The sequence below is a fragment of the Sphingomonas pollutisoli genome, from assembly GCF_029167165.1.
Lineage (GTDB): Bacteria > Pseudomonadota > Alphaproteobacteria > Sphingomonadales > Sphingomonadaceae > Sphingomonas > Sphingomonas pollutisoli.
Genome location: NZ_JARFNJ010000002.1, coordinates 133109 through 151235, shown reverse-complemented (window position 1 = coordinate 151235; position 18127 = coordinate 133109). Strand labels below are relative to the sequence as shown.

Below are 18127 nucleotides of genomic sequence, written 5' to 3'. Positions count from 1 at the left end.
TTCGACAAGCTTAGGACGAACGGGGTAGAAGTGACCGCCCCGCGAACCACGGCGTCATCCGCCGCAGCGCGTCCTCGATCCGATCGGTCGAGACCGCGAAGCTGAAGCGCATGAAGCGGTGCCCATCGACCGGATCGAAGTCGATTCCTGGGGCGGTCGTCACGCCGGTGTCCATCAGCAGATCCATGCAGAACGCCATGCTGTCATCGGTCAGATGGCCGATATCGGCGTAGATGTAGAACGCGCCATCGGGCGGCGCGATGCGGCGCAGGCCGAGCGCGGGGAGCGCATCGAGCAGCAGTGCGCGGTTGGTCGCATAGGTGCGGATATGCCCTTCCAGCTCGTCGCGGCAATCGAACGCGACCAGCCCGGCATGCTGCGCGAGCGAGGGCGGGGTGAGGAACAGATTACCCATCCGCGCCCGCGCGGCGTCGATCAGCGCGGGCGGCACCACCAGCCAGCCGAGCCGCCAGCCGGCCATGCTGAAATATTTGGAGAAGCTGTTGACGATCAGCGCGTCGGGCTCGTCCTGCAACACCGATCGGGCCGCATCGCCGTAGCTGAGGCCGTGATAGATTTCGTCCGAGATGATGCGGATGCCGCGCCGGCGGCACACCGCCACGATCGCGCTCAGTTCGTCGGGCGCGATGATCGTGCCGGTCGGGTTGGCGGGGCTGGCGAGGATCAGCCCTTGCGGCGCGGGATCGAGCGCCTCGATCGCGGCGGCGGTGATCTGGAAGCGCTCCGCCGCGCCGCAGCCGATCTCGACCGGTTCGAGGAACAGCGCCTTCACCGTGTTGCGGTAGGAGACATAGCCCGGCCGCGCGAACGCCACGCGGTCGCCGGGCGCGAACAGGCAGGAGAGCGCGAGCACGAAGGCGGGGGAGGCGCCGCAGGTGAGGATCACCTGTTCGGGATCGATCGACACACCGTAGCTGTCGGCATAATGTTGCGCGATCCGGCGCTTGAGCGGGCTGCTCTCCCAATAGCCCATGCCGTCGTTGTCGAGGATGCGGTGCGCCTCGGCGATCGCCGCAGCCGGCGCCCCGGTCGAGGGCTGGCCGAACTCCATGTGGATCACCGATCGCCCCTCGGCGGCGAGTTGGTGCGCGGCGCGGCTGATGGCGATGGCGTGGAACGGGTCGATCGTCGCGGTCATCCCGCGTGCTTAGCGCGCGCCGCGCCGGAGACAAAGGCCGCTGCGAAAGGTCTTCGGGCGTCTCGGCGCCATCATGTCGGCGCGCGATCTCGCGGCGCTCACGACTTGCCCTTCAGCTCCGCCCACCACGCCATCCGCTCCGCGATGCGCTTTTCGAGGCCGCGGTCGGTCGGCGTGTAGAAGGTCTGCGGCGCCATCTCCTCGGGCCAGTAGTTCGCGCCCGAATAGCCCTCGTCGGTATCGTGGTCGTAGGCGTAATCCTTGCCATAGCCGATGTCCTTCATCAGCTTGGTCGGCGCGTTGAGGATGTTCTGCGGCGGCATCAGCGAGCCGGTCTCCTTCGCGACCCGCCACGCCGCCTTCTGCGCTGTGTAGGCCGCGTTCGATTTGGGCGCGGTCGCGCAATACAGGCACGCGTGCGCGATCGCGAGTTCGCCTTCGGGGCTGCCGAGGAATTCGTAGGACTCCTTGGCCGCGAGGCACACCACCAGCGCGTTCGAATCGGCGAGGCCGATATCTTCTGACGCAAAGCGCACGATCCGCCGCAGCACGTAGAGCGGTTCCTCGCCGGCGGTGAGCATTCGCGCGAGATAATAGAGCGCGGCCTGGGGGTCGCTGCCGCGCAGCGATTTGTGGAGCGCGGAGATGAGGTTGTAGTGGCCTTCGCGATCCTTGTCATACACCGCGACGCGGCGTTGCAGGAACGCCGACAGCCCGGCGGGATCGAGCGGCTCGGGCAGATCGACCGAAAACAACGTCTCGGCCTGGTTGAGCAGGAAGCGGCCGTCGCCGTCGGCGCTGGCGACGATCGCCTCGCGCGCCTCGGGCGTGAGGGGCAGGGGGCGGCGCTCCAGAGCTTCCCCGCGCGATAGAAGCAGTTCGAGCGCGGCGGCATCGAGCCGGCGCAGGATCAGCACCTGCGCGCGGCTGAGCAAGGCGGCGTTGAGTTCGAACGACGGATTTTCGGTGGTCGCGCCGACCAGGGTGACGGTGCCGTCCTCGACATAGGGCAGGAAACCGTCCTGCTGCGCGCGGTTGAAGCGGTGGATCTCGTCCACGAACAGCAGCGTGCGCTTCCCGATCCGGGCATGGTCGCGCGCCTCGGCGAACGCCTTCTTGAGATCGGCCACGCCCGAGAACACCGCCGAGATCGCGACGAAGCGCAACCCGACCGCATCGGCGAGCAGCCGCGCGATCGTGGTCTTGCCGGTGCCGGGCGGCCCCCACAGGATCATCGACGAAAGCCGTCCCGCCGCGACCATCCGCCCGATCGCGCCCTCGGGGCCGGTGAGGTGATCCTGGCCGACGACATCCGCGAGCCGCTGCGGGCGCAGCCGGTCGGCGAGCGGCGCGGTGTCGGGCACGTCGGGCGTGGCGGGGGGATCATATCCGGCGAAGAGGTCGGCCATGCGCCCAAGATAGGGTGCGGGGAAAAAAATGCACAGCCGGACTTGCGCGAAACGACTCAAGATATATCTTAGTTGCATCGTGTTATAGAAAGGAACGATATGTTTGGTTTCAACAAACGGGCCGGCGGCTTTGGCCACGGCCATCATGGTCACCACCATCACGGCATGGGCCGGGGCGGATTCGGCGGCGGCTGGGGCGAGGGGCGTGGAATGGGCGGCGGGCGTGCGCGCCGGATGTTCGACGGCGGCGAACTGAAGCTCGTGCTCTTGAAGCTGATCGCGGACACGCCGCGCCACGGCTATGATCTGATCCGCCAGATCGAGGAACTGACCGGCGGCGCCTACGCGCCGAGCCCCGGCGTGGTCTATCCCACGCTGACCCTGCTCGACGACATGGGGCTGATCGAGGCGGGCAAGAGCGAGGGCGCGAAGAAGCTGTTCACCGCGACGGAAGCGGGCGCCGCCCATCTCGCCGAGAATGCCGAACTGGTCGAGGCGCTGTTTGCGCGGCTGGCGGAGGTCGGCAAGCACAGCGCCCGTACGGACGGCGCGCCGATCCGCCGGGCGATGGGCAATTTGCGCATGGCGCTGCAGAACCGGCTGACGGCCGAGGATGTCGACACCGAGACGCTGCACCGGATCACAGCGCTGCTCGATGAGGCCGCGCAGAAGATCGAGCGCCTCTGAGATGACGCGCTTGCAGATGCTCCGCAAGCGCCTCGCGATCGTTGCACCGGGGTCAAGCGCCCCGGTGAGAAAGGATGTAATCATGACCATCAGCGCCACCGCCACCGTGCCGACCGAAAGCGCGAGCAAATACCTCCAGCAACTGTGCAAGCACTGGCAGCACAATCTCGCGGTCGAATTCACCCCTGACCACGGCACGATCGTCTTCCCCAAGGACGCGCGTGGCGCTGACTGGCCGGCCGACGCGCTGGTGACGTTCGACGCGCGAGACGGCGGGCTGGACGTGCGGATCGACGCCAGCTCTGACGAACAGCTCGAAGGATTGGAGGGCGCGGTCGCCCGCCACCTCGACCGCTTCGCCTTCCGCGAGGCGCCACTGGCGTTCGACTGGAAGCGGGGCTGAGCGCGCCCTATATCCGGCGGCGAACGGAGATCCATCATGGCACAGTATGAGAAGACCGACGCCGCCGTCGCGGCGCTGACCCCCGAACAATACCGCGTGACGCAGCAATCGGGCACCGAACGCCCCGGCACCGGGCCTTTGCTCTACAACAAGGAGCCGGGCATCTATGTCGATATCGTCTCGGGCGAGCCGCTGTTCGCGTCCTCGGACAAGTTCGAATCCGGCTGCGGCTGGCCGAGCTTCACCAAGCCGATCGAGCCCGCCAACGTCGCCGAGTTGCGTGACGCCTCTCACGGGATGATCCGCACCGAAGTCCGCTCGAAACATGGCGACAGTCACCTCGGCCACGTCTTCGACGACGGTCCGCGTGATCGCGGTGGGCTGCGCTATTGCATCAACTCGGCGTCGCTCCGCTTCGTCCACCGCGACGACATGGTCGCGCAAGGGTATGGCGACTATCTGCCGCAGGTCGAAGAGGTGGCGTAAGTTGCGGTTGATCCGTTCGTCCCGAGCGTAGTCGAGGGACTGGGCGGAGCGCAGGTGTCTCGACTTCGCTCGACACGAACGGTTGGTGGTGTGACCGTGCCAATCCGTTCGTGTTGAGCTCGTCGAAGCACGTGAGCCCGAGCGCGGCGCCTGTGTGACGCTCAGCGCGAGGGGTGAGAGATGATCCGGGGTGGTGCGTCGTCCTCGATCACCAGCGCGCCGGAATAGCCGTCCGCCAGCGCCACGCTGGCGATGGCCCATCCGTCGGCCCCCGAAAGCAACCGCGCCTCGGGCGTGACCGACACCGCGAACGCATCGAGGGGATACGACAGCCCGATGCCGATCGCCTTGACGAACGCTTCCTTGCGCGCCCAGCAATCGAAGAAGCCGCGCGCCGCGTCGTCCTCCGCAAGCGCGGCGAGCGCGGTGCGTTCGCCCGCGCCGAACAGTCCCGCCGCCAGATCGCGCCAGTCTATGCCGGGCTGACGATATTCCACGTCGAGGCCGAGTTCGCGATCGGATACCGCGACCGCCCATAGTTCGTGCGAGTGCGAGGCGCTGAACTTGGGTCCATCCACCAGCGCCGGCTTGCCATAGGCATTCTCGGTGTAAACGAGACGCTCCGCCGCCACCCCGGTCGCATCCGCCAGCACTGCGCGCAGCCGGGCGCGGCGCACGATGAAGCGGCGCCGGTCGCGCGCGAAAGCAAAGCGCGCCGCACGTGCCCGCTCGGCCGGATCGAGCATCGCCAGCACCCGCCCGACCTCGTCCTCCGCGACATCAAGGCTGCCGAAGTGGAGCTCTGCCGCCGCCAATCGCTCAGGCGCGACGCTGGCGCGCCGCCTCGGCGTTCGCGCGCGCCAGCCGGGCGCGCAGGAGATCGGCGAAAATATCGACATTGGGCGGTTCGAGCATCGTGCGATGGCCACCGGGAATGATGTGCGCGTCGAACTGGCCACGCACCTGCGCGCGCCAATCCTCGACGAAATCGAGCACGCCGGGATGGTCGTCGGGCTGGAACAGGATCACGTCGCCATGGTACGCGGGGGGCGTATAGTGGCTCGCGGCATAATCGAGCCGTGACTGGATCTTCGGCTGCAACACCGCCTCGCGCCCGCCCGCCAGCGCCGCCGCGTCGGAGAGGCCACGCAAGCGATCGACGAAATAATGCCAGCGCTTGCCCTTGGGTTGCGCGAAGGTCTTGTCGAGATGATATTTGAACTTGCTGAGGAAGAACCGCGCCGCGCCGATCTGTCGCGCGCGTACCGGATGGAAGGGGTGCGCGAGCATCAGCAGCCGTACCTCGTCACCCGCCGCCTCGAGTTGGGTCGCGACCGCATAGGCGAGGATGCCCGACGTACACCAGCCGCCGATCCGGTACGGCCCGTTCGGCTGGATCTGGCGCAGCGCGGCGATGATGAGATCGGCGGTCTTGCGGAAATCCCTGCTCGGCGTGCCGCCCGCCGCCTCGATGATCGCGGCGGTGGAGACGCCGTAGAACGGCTGATCCGGTCCGAGCCGCTCGGCGAGCGGGCGGAAGGTCGAGCCGCCGTCCAGCCAGATGATCGGTGGTTGCGATCCGTTCGGCTGGATTGGCGCGACGGCGGGGTTCTCGATGCCTTTCCCACCCGCGATGATCTCGGCCATGTCGGCGAGGCGCGGCGCCTGGAACAGCGCGGCCATCGGCAGCTTGACGCCGTAATCCTTGGCGATCCGCCGGATCAGCCGCGCGATCAGCAGCGAATGGCCGCCGAGATCGAAGAAATCGGCGTTGCGCGATGTCACATCCGCCTTGAGCACGTCGCGCCAGATCGTCGCGAGCTTCACCTGTTCGGGCGTCTCCAACGGGGCATCGTCGGTGATCGAAGCCTTGCCCGGTTCGGGCAGCGCGTTTCGGTCGATCTTGCCGTTGGGAGTCTGCGGCAGCGTGTCGAGCACGACGAAGCGCGTCGGGATCATGTAATCGGGCAGGGTCGCGCCCAGCGACTCGCGCCAGTCCGCTATCTCGCCGGTGCCGACCAGATAGCCGACCAGGGCGCGCTCGCCGCTCGGATCGGGCCACGCCTTCACCACCGCCGCCGAGACGCCGGGCAACGCCGCCAGCGCGCCTTCGACTTCCTCGATCGCGACGCGGAAGCCGCGAATCTTCTCCTCATGATCGGTACGGCCGAGGCATTCGAGCATTCCGTCGGGACGCCAGCGCGCGAGATCGCCGGTCTTGTACAGCCGCTCGCCGTCATGCTCGATGAATTTGGCCTCGGTCAGATCGGGGCGTTCGCGATAGCCGGTGGCGACACCGCGCCCGCCGATGCACAATTCGCCGACGGCGCCGACCGGACGATCATTGCCATGTTCGTCGAGGATGCGGATCGTCGTATTGGCGATGGGCCGGCCGATCGTGATCGGGCCGATCGGCTCGACCCTGGCGACGGTCGACCAGATCGTCGTCTCGGTCGGGCCGTACATATTCCACAATGCGCCGACGCGGGGCAGCAACTGGTCCGCCAGCGCACGCGGCAGTTTCTCGCCGCCGCACAGCGCGGTGAGGGCCGGCGAACCCGCCCATCCCGCCTCGATGAGTCCGCGCCAGGTCGCCGGGGTCGCCTGTAGGATATCGGGCTTGAGCCGCTCGACATCCTCGGCGAGCGCGATCATGTCGGTGGCGGTCTCGCGCGTGGCGAGATGGACCTTGCCGCCCGTCACCAGCGGCAGCCAGATCTCCAGTTCGGCGATGTCGAACGACAAAGTCGTGATCGCGAGGATCGACTGGCGCGGCGCGAGGTCGAGGCTGCCCTCCATCCCGACCAGGAAGTTGACGAGCGCCGCGTGCGGGATCTCGACGCCCTTGGGCTTGCCGGTCGAGCCCGATGTATAGAGCACGTATGCGGGCGCCTCGGGGTCGATCGCCGGCGCGGTGAAGGGGCGGTGCGGCCAGTGGCGATCGAGCCGCACCAGAGGCGCGGCGTCCTGCGGCGGCGCGTGTTCAGTGGTGGGCTCGACGAGGATCAGCGCCGGGCGCGCGCTCTCGACGATCATCGCGAGCCGCGCGCGCGGGAATCCAGGGTCGAGCGGCAGATAGGCGGCGCCCGTCTTCGCCACGCCGAGCATCGCTGCGATCATATACGGCGTGCGTTCGAGCGACAGGCCGACCAACGCGCCCGGCCCGACCCCCCGCGACGCCAGCTCCGCCGCGATCGCATCGGCGGAGTGCGCGAGTTCGGCGTAGGTCCAGCCTTCGCCAGCCTGTTCTATCACGACCGTGTCCGGCTCGGCTGCGGCCTTTGCCGCCACCCAGTCGACCACGCTCGCATAGGGCAGGGCGCGCGCCGTCCGGTTCCATTCGGCGGCGAGACGATCCCGCTCGTCCGCCGCCAGCATCGGCAGCTTCGCCAGCGGCGTTCCCGGATCGGCGGCGACGCCCTCGAGCAGCCGCACCCAATGGCCGGCCATGCGGCGGATCGTGCTCGCGTCGAACAGTTCGGTCGAATAGAGGAAGCGCCCGGCCATGCCGCCGTCGGGCCGCTCGTCGAGCTCGAGGTACAGATCATATTTGGCCGCGCCGACGGTCACGTCCATCTGCGTCAGATCCCAGCCCGACGGGAACGGATCGACCGGCGGCTCGATCGAGAACAGCGTGTTGAACAGAGGATGCGTACCCGTGCCGCGCTTGATGTCCAGCGCACGGACCAATTTGTCGAACGGCACGTCGCTCGCCCCCAGCGCGCCGATCACGCTGCGCTTCACCGCCGCGAGATACTCGCGGAACGGCGTCGTGCCCGTCGGACGGCTGCGGATCGCCATGGTGTTGAGGAAATAGCCCATCAACGGCTGCAACTCGGGCCGCCGCCGCGTGTCGGTGACGCCACCGACGATGATGTCCTCGTCCCCGGTATAGCGGAACAGCATCGCCGTGTAGCCGGCGAGCAGCACCGAATAGAGCGTCGCGTTCTCCGCGCGCGCGATCGCCTTCAGGCGCTCGACCAGCGGCGTGTCGAGGTCGAACACCTCCATCGAACCGGCATGGGTCGGCAGCGCCGCGCGCGGCCGGTCACCCACCACGTCGAGGCGCGGGATCGGTTCGGCGAGTTGCTCGCGCCAGAAATCGAGCTGGCGGCGATAGTCGTCGCCGGGGTCGCGGTCCGCCTGCCAGACCGCGTAGTCGGCATATTGCAGCACCGGCTCGGGCAGCGGCGAGGGCCTGCCCGCTTCATAGGCATCGACCAGCGCGGCCAGTTCGGGCACCAGCGTCTTGTAGATCGAAACCCCGTCGAAGATGACATGGTGCAGCGTCAGATACAGCCGATGCTCCTCGTCGCTCAGCTTGACGACGCGGGCGCGGAACAGCGGAGCTTTATCCGGCGCGATCGGCGCACGGGCGTCTTCGGTGGCGAGGCGTACCGCCTCCGCCTCGCGCTCAGCCTCGGGCACATGGCTGATGTCTATGATCGCGAGGGAGATCGGCGTCGGAGGGGCGACCTCCATCACGTAATCGCCATCGACCTCGACGATCGCCGAACGCCAGATCGCGTGGCGGCGCACCACCTCGGTCAGAGCGCGCTCCATCGCCGCGTGATCGTAGCGGCCGAGCCGGTGGATCGTGATCGACTCGTTGTAGAGCGGCATTTCCGGCGCCATCTGCGCGTGCAGCCAGAGCTGGTTCTGCTCGGCGGTGAGCGGGATGACGCGGTCAGGATCGCGCGGGCGGATCGGCTCGGGGGCGGACGCCGCCGTCGCGGCATTGCCCGCGAGCATCCTGGCGAGCAGGTCGCGACGCGCCTGCGCGGCATCGATCTTGGCGGGCATGTTCATCCGAATGTCACCTGTAAAGCCTTTAGGCCGCGCAGGCCGAGATTCTCGCGCCATTCGAGCGTCTGCTCGGACAGCGAGAGGTTCCTGAGTCGGTCGAGCAGGAGGCGGAACGCGATACGCCCCTCCATCCGCGCGAGCGGCGCGCCGAAGCAGAAATGCGCCGCCCAGCCGAACGCCATGTGGCGATTGTCCTTGCGCTCGAAATCGAGCGCGTCGGGGTTGGCGAAACGCTCGGGGTCGCGGTTGGCGGCGGCCATGACCGCCATCACCGGCGTGCCCTTCTTGATGAGCTTGCCGCCCATCACGGTGTCCTCGGTCGCGATCCGCGACGTGTGCTGCGACGGGCTTTCGTAGCGCAGCAGTTCCTCGATCGCGGTTTCGATGATGTCGGGCCGGTCGCGCAACTCGGCGAACTTTTCGGGCTGGCGTAACAGCGTCAGCAGCCCGCTGCCGATCAGGTTGGTGGTGGTTTCCTGCCCGCCCACCATCGTCACGATGGCATTGGCGATCACCTCTTCCTCGGTCAGTTTTTGGCCGTCGATCTCGGCTTCGACCAGCGATTTGACGAGGCCGTCCTTGAGCGAGCCGCTGTGGATAGCGTGCTGGAAATAGGCGATCATGTCGGCGGTGCTCTTCAGCACCCTCGCGATGCCGTCCGGGTTGTGCGAGAAATTGCCGAGCATCTGCGCGTAATCGGCCGACCAGGATTTGAGCTGCGCGTGATCCGCCTCTGGCACCCCCATCAGATGCGCGAAGACGATCGAGGGGAAGGGCTCGGCGAAATCGGCCATCACGTCCATCTCACCGCGCGCGAGCGCCGCGTCGATCAGCCGGTTGGCGACCGACACGACGCGATCCTCCAGCGCCTCCACGCGGCGCGGGGTGAATGCGGTCGAGCAGAGCTTGCGCAGGATGGTGTGGTTGGGCGGATCGAGGAACAGCATCTGCTTGACCATCACCGCCGCGATCGGCTCGATCGAACCGAGGCCGAGCGAGCGCATCAGATCGGGCGAGGGGGTACGATCCGCCGAGAATTTGTGCAGCACCGCGTGCACGTCGCGGTAGCGCGTCACCACCCAGCTATGCAGATACGGATCCCAATAGACCGGGTCTTCGCTCCGCAGCCGCGCGTACAGCGGATAGGGATCGGCAAGGACCGTGGGGTCGAGCAGCCGGAACAGGCTGAGCGACGGATCGGAAACCGGGCGGGTCGCCATTATGCCGATAGCCTCTCGATGTCCTCGTCGCTCATCGCCGCGATCTTCGCGAAGATAAGCGTCTCGACGACGTCGGCCAGCTTGGCGACGGTCGCCGCCTCGAACAGATGGAATAGGGACAGATCGATGCCGAAGGCGTCGCGCGCGCGGATGATGACCTGCGTGCCGAGCAGCGAGTGCCCGCCGAGCAGGAAGAAGTCGTCATCGACGCCGAAGTCCCGGTGCCCGAGCACGTCGCCGACGATTTCGAACAGCCGAAGCTCGGTCGGTGTTTGGGGCGCGCGCGCGCCGGTGCTTTCGGTCAGGGCGGCGCTGGCCGGGTCCGGTAGCGCGCGCACGTCGATCTTGCCGTTCGTGGTGAGCGGCATCGCGTCGAGCCGGGCGAAATGCGTCGGCACCATATAGTCCGGCAATGCCTCGCCGAGCGCGGCGCGCAGCGCGCCCGCCGTCACCTCGCCGTTCAACGTGACATAGGCGACCAGTTCGCCGTCGCGAACGAGGACGTGGCTGGCGGCGATCTCGGGGAGGCGATGGAGGGCAGCGGCGATTTCGGCGGGTTCGATGCGGTGGCCGCGCACCTTCACCTGTCCGTCGACGCGACCGAGGAATGCGTAGTCGCCGTCCTCCAGCCGCAGCGCGAGATCGCCGGTGCGATACAGCCGGCCGTACCGCGGATGCGTGACGAAGCGCGCCGCGGTCAGTGCCGGATCGCCGCGGTAACCGCGTGCGACCTGCGCGCCGCCGATGTGGATCTCGCCGGGCGCGCCGGGCGTCACCGCGTCGCCGGCGGGATCGAGCAGATGGATCGTGGTGCCGGGGATCGCCGCGCCGATCGAGGGCAGACCGACCCCTTCCGCCGCGACCGCGCCCGAGGTCGCGACCACGGTGCATTCGGTCGGGCCGTAATTGTTGACGAACGTGAACGGCTGGCCGGGTTTCGGCCGCACCGTCAGCTTGTCGGCGCCCGTCAGCAGCACCCGGAGCGGCGCGTCCGCCGGCCAGTCCATCGTCGCGAGGGGCTCGGCGAGGGCGGTCGGCGCGAAGGCGACCTCGACACGTTCACGCACCAGCCAGTCGCGGAGCGCACACGGATCGAGCCGTACCGCATCATCGGGAAGACAGAGCGTGCCGCCCGCCGCGAGCGTCGGCCATATTTCCCATGCCGCCGCGTCGAACCCCAGCCCGGCGAGGTGCGCGCTGCGCGTGCCGGCCCCGATCGCGAAGGCGCCCAGATGCCAATCGACCAGCGCGGCGAGATTGTCGTGCCCGACCTCGACCGCCTTCGGTTCGCCGCTCGAACCCGAGGTGAAGATGACATAGGCGAGATCGCTCGCTTCAGCCGAAACGGCGTCGTCGGTATCGTCAGGCGTGACGGTGCCGATCGCGGCGCCGCGCGGCGCGATCGCCGCCGCACAGCCGGCGCGCGTCACGAACGCGGCGAGCCGCGCCTCGGGCCAGGCCGGATCGAGCGGCAGATACGCGGCGCCCGCATACCACACCGCGAGCAAGGCGACGATCTGCTCGGCCGAGCGCGGCAGGCACACCGCGACGGTCGCGCCGGGCGTCACGCCGCGCGACGCGAGCGCACCGGCGAGCGCGGCGGCGCGCGCATCGAGCGCCGCATAGCTCAGCGATCCGCCCGGCGACTCGATCGCCACGGCGGCACCAGCGCCACGCGCGATCTCTCCGATTCGGAGGCGGATAGGGCGCGACAGGGTCTCCGTCGCCGGCAGGTCGAGCATTGGTATCTCCCCAAGTTGCGCGCACCCAACCAAAAAAAAGTGAGGTAACCCTTAATCCGCCGCAGCTTTTTGCTGGCCGGGGGCGTGTCGAGCGTCCGACCTTCCGCGCGAATAGCCGGTGCGTTCTCGTCAGAACGGACGGAAAATGCTGGACCTCCGCCAGCCGCGCGATACACGCCGCATTCATCGCGCGGGGGCGAAAGGCGTGCGCTTAATCGCGGACGATGGAACAGGATTGAACGTGACGTTGGGTTTCGGGAAGGTCGCTCTGGCGGCCTTGGGGATGATCGCCGCACCCGCGCTGGCGGGTGGATCGACCGGCACGGGCACATTGCATGTCGAGATCGGCAATGTCCGCTCCGCCAAGGGCCGCGTGCATATCGACGTCTGTACGCAGGCGCAGTTCCTCAAGGATTGCCCGATTTCCGCCGATGCGCCCGCGCGCGTGGGCATCACGACGGTGTCGCTCACCGGACTGCCGCCGGGGCGTTACGCGGTGCAGGCTTTTCTGGATGAGAATGGCAACGGCAAGGTCGATCAGGCGTTGTTCGGCATCCCGAAGGAAGGCGTCGGCTTTTCGAACGATGCGCGGATCAAGCTCGGTCCGCCGAAATGGAGCGATGCGATGTTCGATACGACCGGCGGCGAGCAGACGATCAGGTTGAACCTGCGCTATTTCCTCGGCGGCGACGCGAAGCGTTGATCGCCGCCCTGATCCTGCGGCTGGTCGCGGCCAGCGTGCGCCGGCCCGTGTTCGCCGCGCTGGCGTGCGTGGTGCTGGCCGCCATCGCCCTCGCTTACGCGGCGACGAGCTTCTCGATGACCACCGACACGGCGGCGCTGATCTCGCCCAAGGTCGCGTGGCGGCAGAACGAGAAGGCGGTCGAGGCGGCGTTCCCGAACCTGACCGACGTGCTGCTCGTCATCATCGATGGCAAGACGCCCGAACTCGCGGAGGCGGGCGCCGCCAAGCTGACCGACGCGCTCGCCGCCGACAGCAAGCATTTCCGCCGCGCCGAACGCCCCGACGGCGGCGCGTATTTCGCCAAGCAGGGGCTGATGTTCGGCTCGCTCGCCGACGTGAAGGCCGCGACCGACGCGCTCATCAAGGCGCAGCCGTTGCTCGGGCCGCTCGCGCGCGATCCGTCGCTGCGCGGTGTCGCTGGCGCCTTCGGCACCGCGCTGACCGGGGTGGAGCAGGGCTCCGCGAAGCTCGCCGACCTCGACCGGCCGATGCGGTCGCTCGGTGATGCGCTCGACGCCACGCTCGCCGGCAGACCGGCCTTTTTCTCGTGGCAGGACCTCATGGCGTCGTCCGGCGGCGATCAGGCGCCGCCGCGCCGCCGCCTGATCCTCGCGCAGCCGCGGCTGGATTACGGCGCGCTTCAGCCGGGCGAGGACGCGGTCGCGGCGATCCAGCGGCAGGCGGCGAAACTCGGGCTCGACGCGGCCCACGGCGTCTCGGTGCGGACCACCGGCGAGGTTCCGCTCGCCGACGAGGAGTTCGCCACGCTCGAAGAGAATATCGGCATCGTCGGGCTCATCATGGCGCTGGCGATGCTGGTGACGCTGTGGCTGGCGACGCGATCGGCCAAGATCGTCGCGGCGATCGTCGTCACCATCATCGCGGGCCTTGTCATCACCACCGCCGCCGGTCTGCTCGCGGTTCACACGCTCAACCTGATCTCGGTCGCGTTCATCCCGCTGTTCGTCGGGCTGGGCGTGGATTTCGGTATTCAGATCAGCGTGCGCTTCAACGCCGAGCGGCTCGATGGCCATGCCACGCCCGAGGCGCTGCGCCGTGCCGCCACCGCTTTGTCCGCGCCGCTGGCGCTCGCGGCGGGGGCGGTGTTCCTCGGGTTCGGCGCGTTCCTGCCGACCGATTACATCGGCATTTCCGAGCTGGGCATCATCGCCGGCATCGGCATGGTGATCGCGCTGCTGCTGTCGATCACGCTGCTGCCCGCGCTGCTCACCTTGCTCAAGCCGGGTGCGCCGCGCCGCGAGGTGGGTTTCCGCGAGGCGGCGCCGGTCGATCGCTGGCTGCACACGCATCGCAAGGCGGTGCTCTGGGCGTTCGCGCTGTCGATGCTGGTCAGCATCGCGCTGCTGCCGTTCGTGCGGTTCGACTTCAACCCGCTTCATCTGCGCAACCCCGACGGCCCGGCGATGCGCGCGCTCGCCGATCTGATGCACGATCCGCTGCGCACACCCAACACGATCAACCTGCTCGCGCCCAACGCCGATGCCGCGAAAACACTCGCGGCGCGGTTGGCGAAACTCCCCGAGGTCGACGAGGCGGTGACGGTCGACGGTTTCGTGCCTGAGGATCAGCCGGGGAAGCTCGCGCTGCTCCAGGATGCGTCGCTGCTGCTGGACGCCACGATCAACCCGTTCGACATGGCGCCGGCGCCATCGGATGCGGAGGATGCCGCCGCGCTCAACGCGACTGCCGGGCAACTCCGCACGGTCGCCGGCGCGTCGGCGGACACGTCCGCGCAGGACGCGCGCCGGCTCGCCGGCCTGTTCGCGCGGCTCGCGTCGGCACCGCCGACGATCCGCGCCCGCGCGCGCGAGGTGCTGGTGACGCCGCTCGGCGTGATGCTCGATCAGGTCCGCGCGACGCTGCAGGCCGAGCCGGTCACACGCGCGACCCTGCCGCCCGAGATCGCGAACGACTGGGTCGCGAAGGACGGACGCGCGCTCATCCAGGTCTTCCCGCGCGGCGACAGCAACGACAATGCGGTGTTGCGCCGCTTCACCAGCGCGGTGCGCGCGGTCGCGCCCGACGCCTCCGGCCTGCCGGTGGCGACCCAGGAGGCGGCGGGAACGATCGCCTGGGCGTTCATCGAGGCGGGGGTGCTCGCGCTGGTGCTCATCAGCGGGCTGCTGTTCCTCGTGCTGCGGGATGTTCGTGAAGTCGCGTTCACGCTCGCGCCGGTCGTGCTGTCCGGGTTCCTCACGCTCGGCAGTTGCGTGCTGATCGGCCAGCCGATCAACTTCGCCAACATCATCGCGTTTCCGCTGCTGTTCGGGGTCGGCGTCGCCTTCCACATCTACTTCGTGATGGCGTGGCGCGGCGGCGCGACCGACCTGCTGCAATCCAGCCTCGCGCGCGCGGTGCTGTTCAGCGCGCTCGCCACCGGCAGCGCGTTCGGCAGCCTGTGGTTGTCGCACCACCCCGGCACCGCCAGCATGGGCAAGATCCTGATGATCTCGCTCGCGTGGACCCTGGTCTGCGCGCTGATCTTCGAGCCGGCCTTGCTCGGGCCACCAAGGAAGGCACGGAAGGCCTGACGGTCAGCGGAGTAATCCGCCGACCGGAGAGGGCGGTCGGCTCAGGGTTTGGCCGCCGGGTCCGCCAGTGGGTCGCCGAGTTCCGGGGAGGTCGGCTTGGTGTCCGGAGCGGCAGGTGGCGCGGCGGGATCGATCAAGGGATCGCTGAACGCCGGCGATGGTGGGGCGGTCTGCTCGCTCGGCGCGGGCTGCCCGGCGGGCGCCGCGGGATCGATGAGGGGATCGCGCAACTCCGACGACGTCACGCCGCCGCCGGCCGGATCGTTCAGCGGTTCGTCGAGCGGATTGGCGTTCGTGTCGCGGCCGTGGCGCAACGCATATACCTCTGCCGCGCGCGTCTGCAAAAACGCCGACCGCAGCGTCGCGTAGGGATCAACCGCGCCGCCGAGCAGCGCCTTGAGGTCCGCGTCCGACTCGGCGCGCAGATCGAGTCCGACCAGCGCCCCCTGCGGGGCCTGATATTCGATCCGATCGAACGGCGCGCCGATCACGAGCGGCAACATCGCGCCATCGACCGGTGCGCCGCCGAGATCGCGGAAATCGGTCGGTCCGATGAACGGCAGGAACAGATACGGCCCCGGCCCGACGCCGTAGCGCCCGAGCGTATTGCCGAAGCCGTTCCAATGGTGCGGCAGCTTGAACTTCTTGGTCTTGGCGACGTCGATCAGCCCGCCGATGCCGATCGTCGAATTGATCGCGAAGCGCGCCGCCGTTCGCACCGCGCGCTTGGGCTTCAACTGGAGCATGTCGTTCACGAACACCACCGGCTCGCCGATGTTCGAGAAGACATGGCGTATGCCGCCGCGGATCACCTTGGGAACCACCGCCTTGTACGCCATCGCGACCGGGCGGAAGAGAAGGCGGTCGAAAAACGTGTGGATCGAGAACAGCCCGCGGTTGAGGCCCTCGAGCGGATCGCCCTTGTAATGCGGCGACCGCACCGCCTTCGCCGCCGGCGACACGGCGGACGGCGAGAGCGGCTTGGGCGCCATCACCCCGGCCGGCGCGGACTGTTGCCTGGCGCTCGCCGCGAGCGGCGTCATGATCGTTACCGCGAGCGCCAGTCCGCTCGCCCCCCCGAAAAACCCCATGCGGATCAGTTCGCCGCCTTGGCGGAAAGCTGGTCGAGGTGCGTCACCAGCGCCTTCGCGCCGCCCTTGGCGAGCACGCCCGCGAAGTCCGAACGGCGCGTCGCGAGCTGGCTGACCGAATTCTGGTAGAAGACGTCGATGATCTTCCACTGTCCGCCGCTCTGGCGCAGGCGATAGGCGATCGCGGTCGAATCGCCCTTCGGCGCGACCAGGGTGGTGCGGACCAGCTTGTCGGTTCCGCGCGTTTCCACCTGCGGGGCGATCTTGAAGCTCTCGCCCGACCAGCCATCGAAATTGCTGGCATATTGCGCGATCGTCAGCTTGCGGATCGCGGCGACCAGGGCGGACTGGTCGCCCGGCGCGGTCGTCGTCCACGCTGGGCCGACCGATAGCCGCGTCATCAGCGGGATGTCGAACGCGCGATCGACCACGGGCGCGATCTTCGCCGAACGACCCGATACGCCGGCGGCCTTGCCGCCCTTCATGATCGCGAGCAGTCCGTCATTGAGCGCCTGGACCGGGGCGCCGGCGGGATCGGCGGTTTGCGCTGCGGCGGCGACCGGCGCCACGAGCAGCAGGGCGGCCAGGCCGGAAAGGCGGATCATGTAACACTCCATCACGTTGAGCCATCAGGTAGGGACGCAACGGCCCGATACCAACCGGATTCGATTAGCACAAAGCCCTGACGCGCGGCTGAACAGGACCGGCTTTCAGTACCGACCGGTATAGCTTGCCCTTTTTCCGCTTCATTTTTCGGCCAAGCCTTCGCATATGCAGCGGACAGGGGCAGCGATGCGGGGTTTGGAACCGCCCGTCTCGCGGTATGAGAGTGGTTGAATTCGGAAAGGACGGCGCCTTGCGCGTGATCTTGGCGAACCCGCGCGGATTTTGTGCGGGTGTGGTGCGGGCGATCGAGATCGTCGAGCGGGCGATCGAGCGTTATGGCGCGCCTGTCTACGTGCGGCATGAGATCGTCCACAACAAACATGTCGTCGATACGTTGCGCCGCAAGGGCGCGGTGTTCGTGGAGGAATTGTCGGAAGTGCCCGCTGGTGCGATGACGGTGTTCAGCGCGCACGGCGTCGCGCGCACCGTGGAGGAGGAAGCGGCGGCGCGCGGCCTGCCCGTGCTCGACGCGACGTGCCCGCTCGTCACCAAGGTGCATCTGCAAGGGCGCCGCTATGCCAGCGCCGGCCGTACCCTGGTGCTGATCGGGCATGAGGGACATGCCGAGGTGGTCGGCACCGTTGGCCAGGTCGATGCGCCGGTGCATCTCGTATCCTCGGCGGCAGCGGTGGCCGATCTCGATCTGCCCGACGATGGCGAGATCGCGTATATCACCCAGACCACGCTCAGCGTCGACGATACGCGCTCGATCATCGCGGCCTTGAAGGCGCGCTTCCGCAATCTGATCGGCCCCGACGTCTCGGAAATCTGCTATGCCACGCAAAACCGCCAGACCGCGGTGCGCGATCTGTGCCGCGTCGCCGATCTGCTGCTCGTCGTCGGGGCCGCCAACAGCTCCAATTCGAGCCGGCTTCGCGATCTCGGCGCCGACGAAGGGTTGCCGAGCTATCTCGTCGCCGATGGCAGCGAGATCGATCCCGCCTGGTTCGAAGGGGTCGAGACGGTCGGCCTCACCGCCGGCGCTTCCGCACCCGACGCGCTGGTCGATGACGTCATCGCCGCGCTGCGCCGGATCGGTCCGGTCGAGGTCAGCCAGCTCGACGGGATTGAAGAGACACTGGAATTCGCCCTCCCGCGTGAGCTAAGAGGACCGATGACCGCCGCCAGCCACGCTGCAATGGCGAACTAGGACGAACAGAC

At 68.2% G+C, this 18127-nt stretch carries 14 protein-coding genes; 6 read left to right on the top strand and 8 right to left on the bottom strand.

Annotation, left to right across the window (positions count from 1 at the left end):
* Positions 1-10: 10 nt before the first annotated feature.
* Both PX554_RS04125 and PX554_RS04120 read right to left on the bottom strand, forming a co-directional pair.
* A complete protein-coding gene (locus PX554_RS04125) occupies positions 11-1159 on the bottom strand; it encodes an aminotransferase class I/II-fold pyridoxal phosphate-dependent enzyme (protein ID WP_275499219.1) in 1149 nt (382 codons plus the stop codon).
* A 98-nt stretch (positions 1160-1257) separates the two neighbouring features.
* Positions 1258-2568, bottom strand: a complete 1311-nt coding sequence (locus PX554_RS04120) for a replication-associated recombination protein A (protein ID WP_275499217.1) — start codon at positions 2566-2568, stop codon at positions 1258-1260.
* 99 nt (positions 2569-2667) lie between these two features.
* Between PX554_RS04120 and PX554_RS04115 the strand changes: the two genes are divergently transcribed.
* The 3 genes from PX554_RS04115 (at position 2668) to msrB (ending at position 4144) form a co-directional block, all read left to right on the top strand.
* Positions 2668-3255 carry a PadR family transcriptional regulator gene (locus tag PX554_RS04115; RefSeq protein ID WP_420833416.1) on the top strand — a complete coding sequence of 196 codons (588 nt, stop codon included), beginning with the start codon at positions 2668-2670 and terminating at the stop codon, positions 3253-3255.
* An 82-nt stretch (positions 3256-3337) separates the two neighbouring features.
* Complete coding sequence (locus PX554_RS04110) at positions 3338-3658, top strand: DUF2218 domain-containing protein (RefSeq protein ID WP_275499215.1); 321 nt, start codon at positions 3338-3340, stop codon at positions 3656-3658.
* A gap of 36 nt (positions 3659-3694) precedes the next feature.
* Positions 3695-4144 (top strand): peptide-methionine (R)-S-oxide reductase MsrB, encoded by a 450-nt coding sequence (gene msrB / locus PX554_RS04105; protein ID WP_275499213.1) that lies wholly within the window; start codon positions 3695-3697, stop codon positions 4142-4144.
* 161 nt (positions 4145-4305) lie between these two features.
* Here the strand turns inward: msrB and PX554_RS04100 are convergent, their stop codons facing one another.
* Genes PX554_RS04100 through PX554_RS04085 form a run of 4 tightly spaced genes read right to left on the bottom strand, consistent with a single transcriptional unit; the run spans position 4306 to position 11912 of the window.
* On the bottom strand, positions 4306-5043 hold the full coding sequence (locus PX554_RS04100) for a 4'-phosphopantetheinyl transferase family protein (RefSeq protein ID WP_275499212.1): 738 nt from the start codon (positions 5041-5043) through the stop codon (positions 4306-4308).
* Positions 4964-8953, bottom strand: coding sequence for a non-ribosomal peptide synthetase (locus tag PX554_RS04095; RefSeq protein WP_275499210.1), 3990 nt, complete (start codon positions 8951-8953; stop codon positions 4964-4966). Before PX554_RS04095 ends, PX554_RS04100 begins: the two co-directional genes overlap by 80 nt.
* Complete coding sequence (locus tag PX554_RS04090) at positions 8950-10170, bottom strand: cytochrome P450 (protein WP_275499208.1); 1221 nt, start codon at positions 10168-10170, stop codon at positions 8950-8952. The genes PX554_RS04095 and PX554_RS04090 overlap by 4 nt, the downstream gene beginning before the upstream one ends.
* The gene (locus PX554_RS04085) at positions 10170-11912 is read right to left on the bottom strand and encodes a non-ribosomal peptide synthetase (protein WP_275499206.1); all 1743 of its coding nucleotides are present in this window, start codon (positions 11910-11912) and stop codon (positions 10170-10172) included. Before PX554_RS04085 ends, PX554_RS04090 begins: the two co-directional genes overlap by 1 nt.
* 241 nt (positions 11913-12153) lie before the next feature.
* Between PX554_RS04085 and PX554_RS04080 the strand changes: the two genes are divergently transcribed.
* Both PX554_RS04080 and hpnN read left to right on the top strand, forming a co-directional pair.
* Positions 12154-12615 carry a DUF2141 domain-containing protein gene (locus tag PX554_RS04080; protein ID WP_275499205.1) on the top strand — a complete coding sequence of 154 codons (462 nt, stop codon included), beginning with the start codon at positions 12154-12156 and terminating at the stop codon, positions 12613-12615.
* Positions 12612-15209 carry a hopanoid transporter HpnN gene (gene hpnN / locus PX554_RS04075; RefSeq protein WP_275499203.1) on the top strand — a complete coding sequence of 866 codons (2598 nt, stop codon included), beginning with the start codon at positions 12612-12614 and terminating at the stop codon, positions 15207-15209. The genes PX554_RS04080 and hpnN overlap by 4 nt, the downstream gene beginning before the upstream one ends.
* A 41-nt stretch (positions 15210-15250) precedes the next feature.
* On the opposite strand, the gene PX554_RS04070 is transcribed toward hpnN, so the two are convergent.
* Entirely contained in the window at positions 15251-16300 is a 1050-nt protein-coding gene (locus PX554_RS04070; RefSeq protein WP_275499201.1) for an MlaA family lipoprotein, read from the bottom strand.
* A 5-nt stretch (positions 16301-16305) separates the two neighbouring features.
* Complete coding sequence (locus PX554_RS04065; RefSeq protein ID WP_256326044.1) at positions 16306-16905, bottom strand: ABC transporter substrate-binding protein; 600 nt, start codon at positions 16903-16905, stop codon at positions 16306-16308.
* Between the two features lie 218 nt (positions 16906-17123).
* On the opposite strand from PX554_RS04065, the gene ispH reads away from it, so the two are divergent.
* Positions 17124-18116 carry a 4-hydroxy-3-methylbut-2-enyl diphosphate reductase gene (gene ispH, locus PX554_RS04060; RefSeq protein WP_275499198.1) on the top strand — a complete coding sequence of 331 codons (993 nt, stop codon included), beginning with the start codon at positions 17124-17126 and terminating at the stop codon, positions 18114-18116.
* Positions 18117-18127 lie beyond the last annotated feature (11 nt).

What these genes read in the sequence shown, in the direction of transcription:
- PX554_RS04090 (WP_275499208.1), bottom strand. Translation starts at nt 10,170, where the DNA reads ATGGCGACCCGCCCGGTTTCCGATCCGTCGCTCAGCCTGTTCCGGCTG.
- PX554_RS04120 (WP_275499217.1), bottom strand. Translation starts at nt 2,568, where the DNA reads ATGGCCGACCTCTTCGCCGGATATGATCCCCCCGCCACGCCCGACGTG.
- PX554_RS04115 (WP_420833416.1), top strand. Translation starts at nt 2,668, where the DNA reads ATGTTTGGTTTCAACAAACGGGCCGGCGGCTTTGGCCACGGCCATCAT.
- PX554_RS04125 (WP_275499219.1), bottom strand. Translation starts at nt 1,159, where the DNA reads ATGACCGCGACGATCGACCCGTTCCACGCCATCGCCATCAGCCGCGCC.
- PX554_RS04065 (WP_256326044.1), bottom strand. Translation starts at nt 16,905, where the DNA reads ATGATCCGCCTTTCCGGCCTGGCCGCCCTGCTGCTCGTGGCGCCGGTC.
- PX554_RS04110 (WP_275499215.1), top strand. Translation starts at nt 3,338, where the DNA reads ATGACCATCAGCGCCACCGCCACCGTGCCGACCGAAAGCGCGAGCAAA.
- PX554_RS04100 (WP_275499212.1), bottom strand. Translation starts at nt 5,043, where the DNA reads ATGTCGATATTTTCGCCGATCTCCTGCGCGCCCGGCTGGCGCGCGCGA.
- ispH (WP_275499198.1), top strand. Translation starts at nt 17,124, where the DNA reads ATGAGAGTGGTTGAATTCGGAAAGGACGGCGCCTTGCGCGTGATCTTG.
- PX554_RS04095 (WP_275499210.1), bottom strand. Translation starts at nt 8,953, where the DNA reads ATGAACATGCCCGCCAAGATCGATGCCGCGCAGGCGCGTCGCGACCTG.
- PX554_RS04070 (WP_275499201.1), bottom strand. Translation starts at nt 16,300, where the DNA reads ATGGGGTTTTTCGGGGGGGCGAGCGGACTGGCGCTCGCGGTAACGATC.
- PX554_RS04085 (WP_275499206.1), bottom strand. Translation starts at nt 11,912, where the DNA reads ATGCTCGACCTGCCGGCGACGGAGACCCTGTCGCGCCCTATCCGCCTC.
- msrB (WP_275499213.1), top strand. Translation starts at nt 3,695, where the DNA reads ATGGCACAGTATGAGAAGACCGACGCCGCCGTCGCGGCGCTGACCCCC.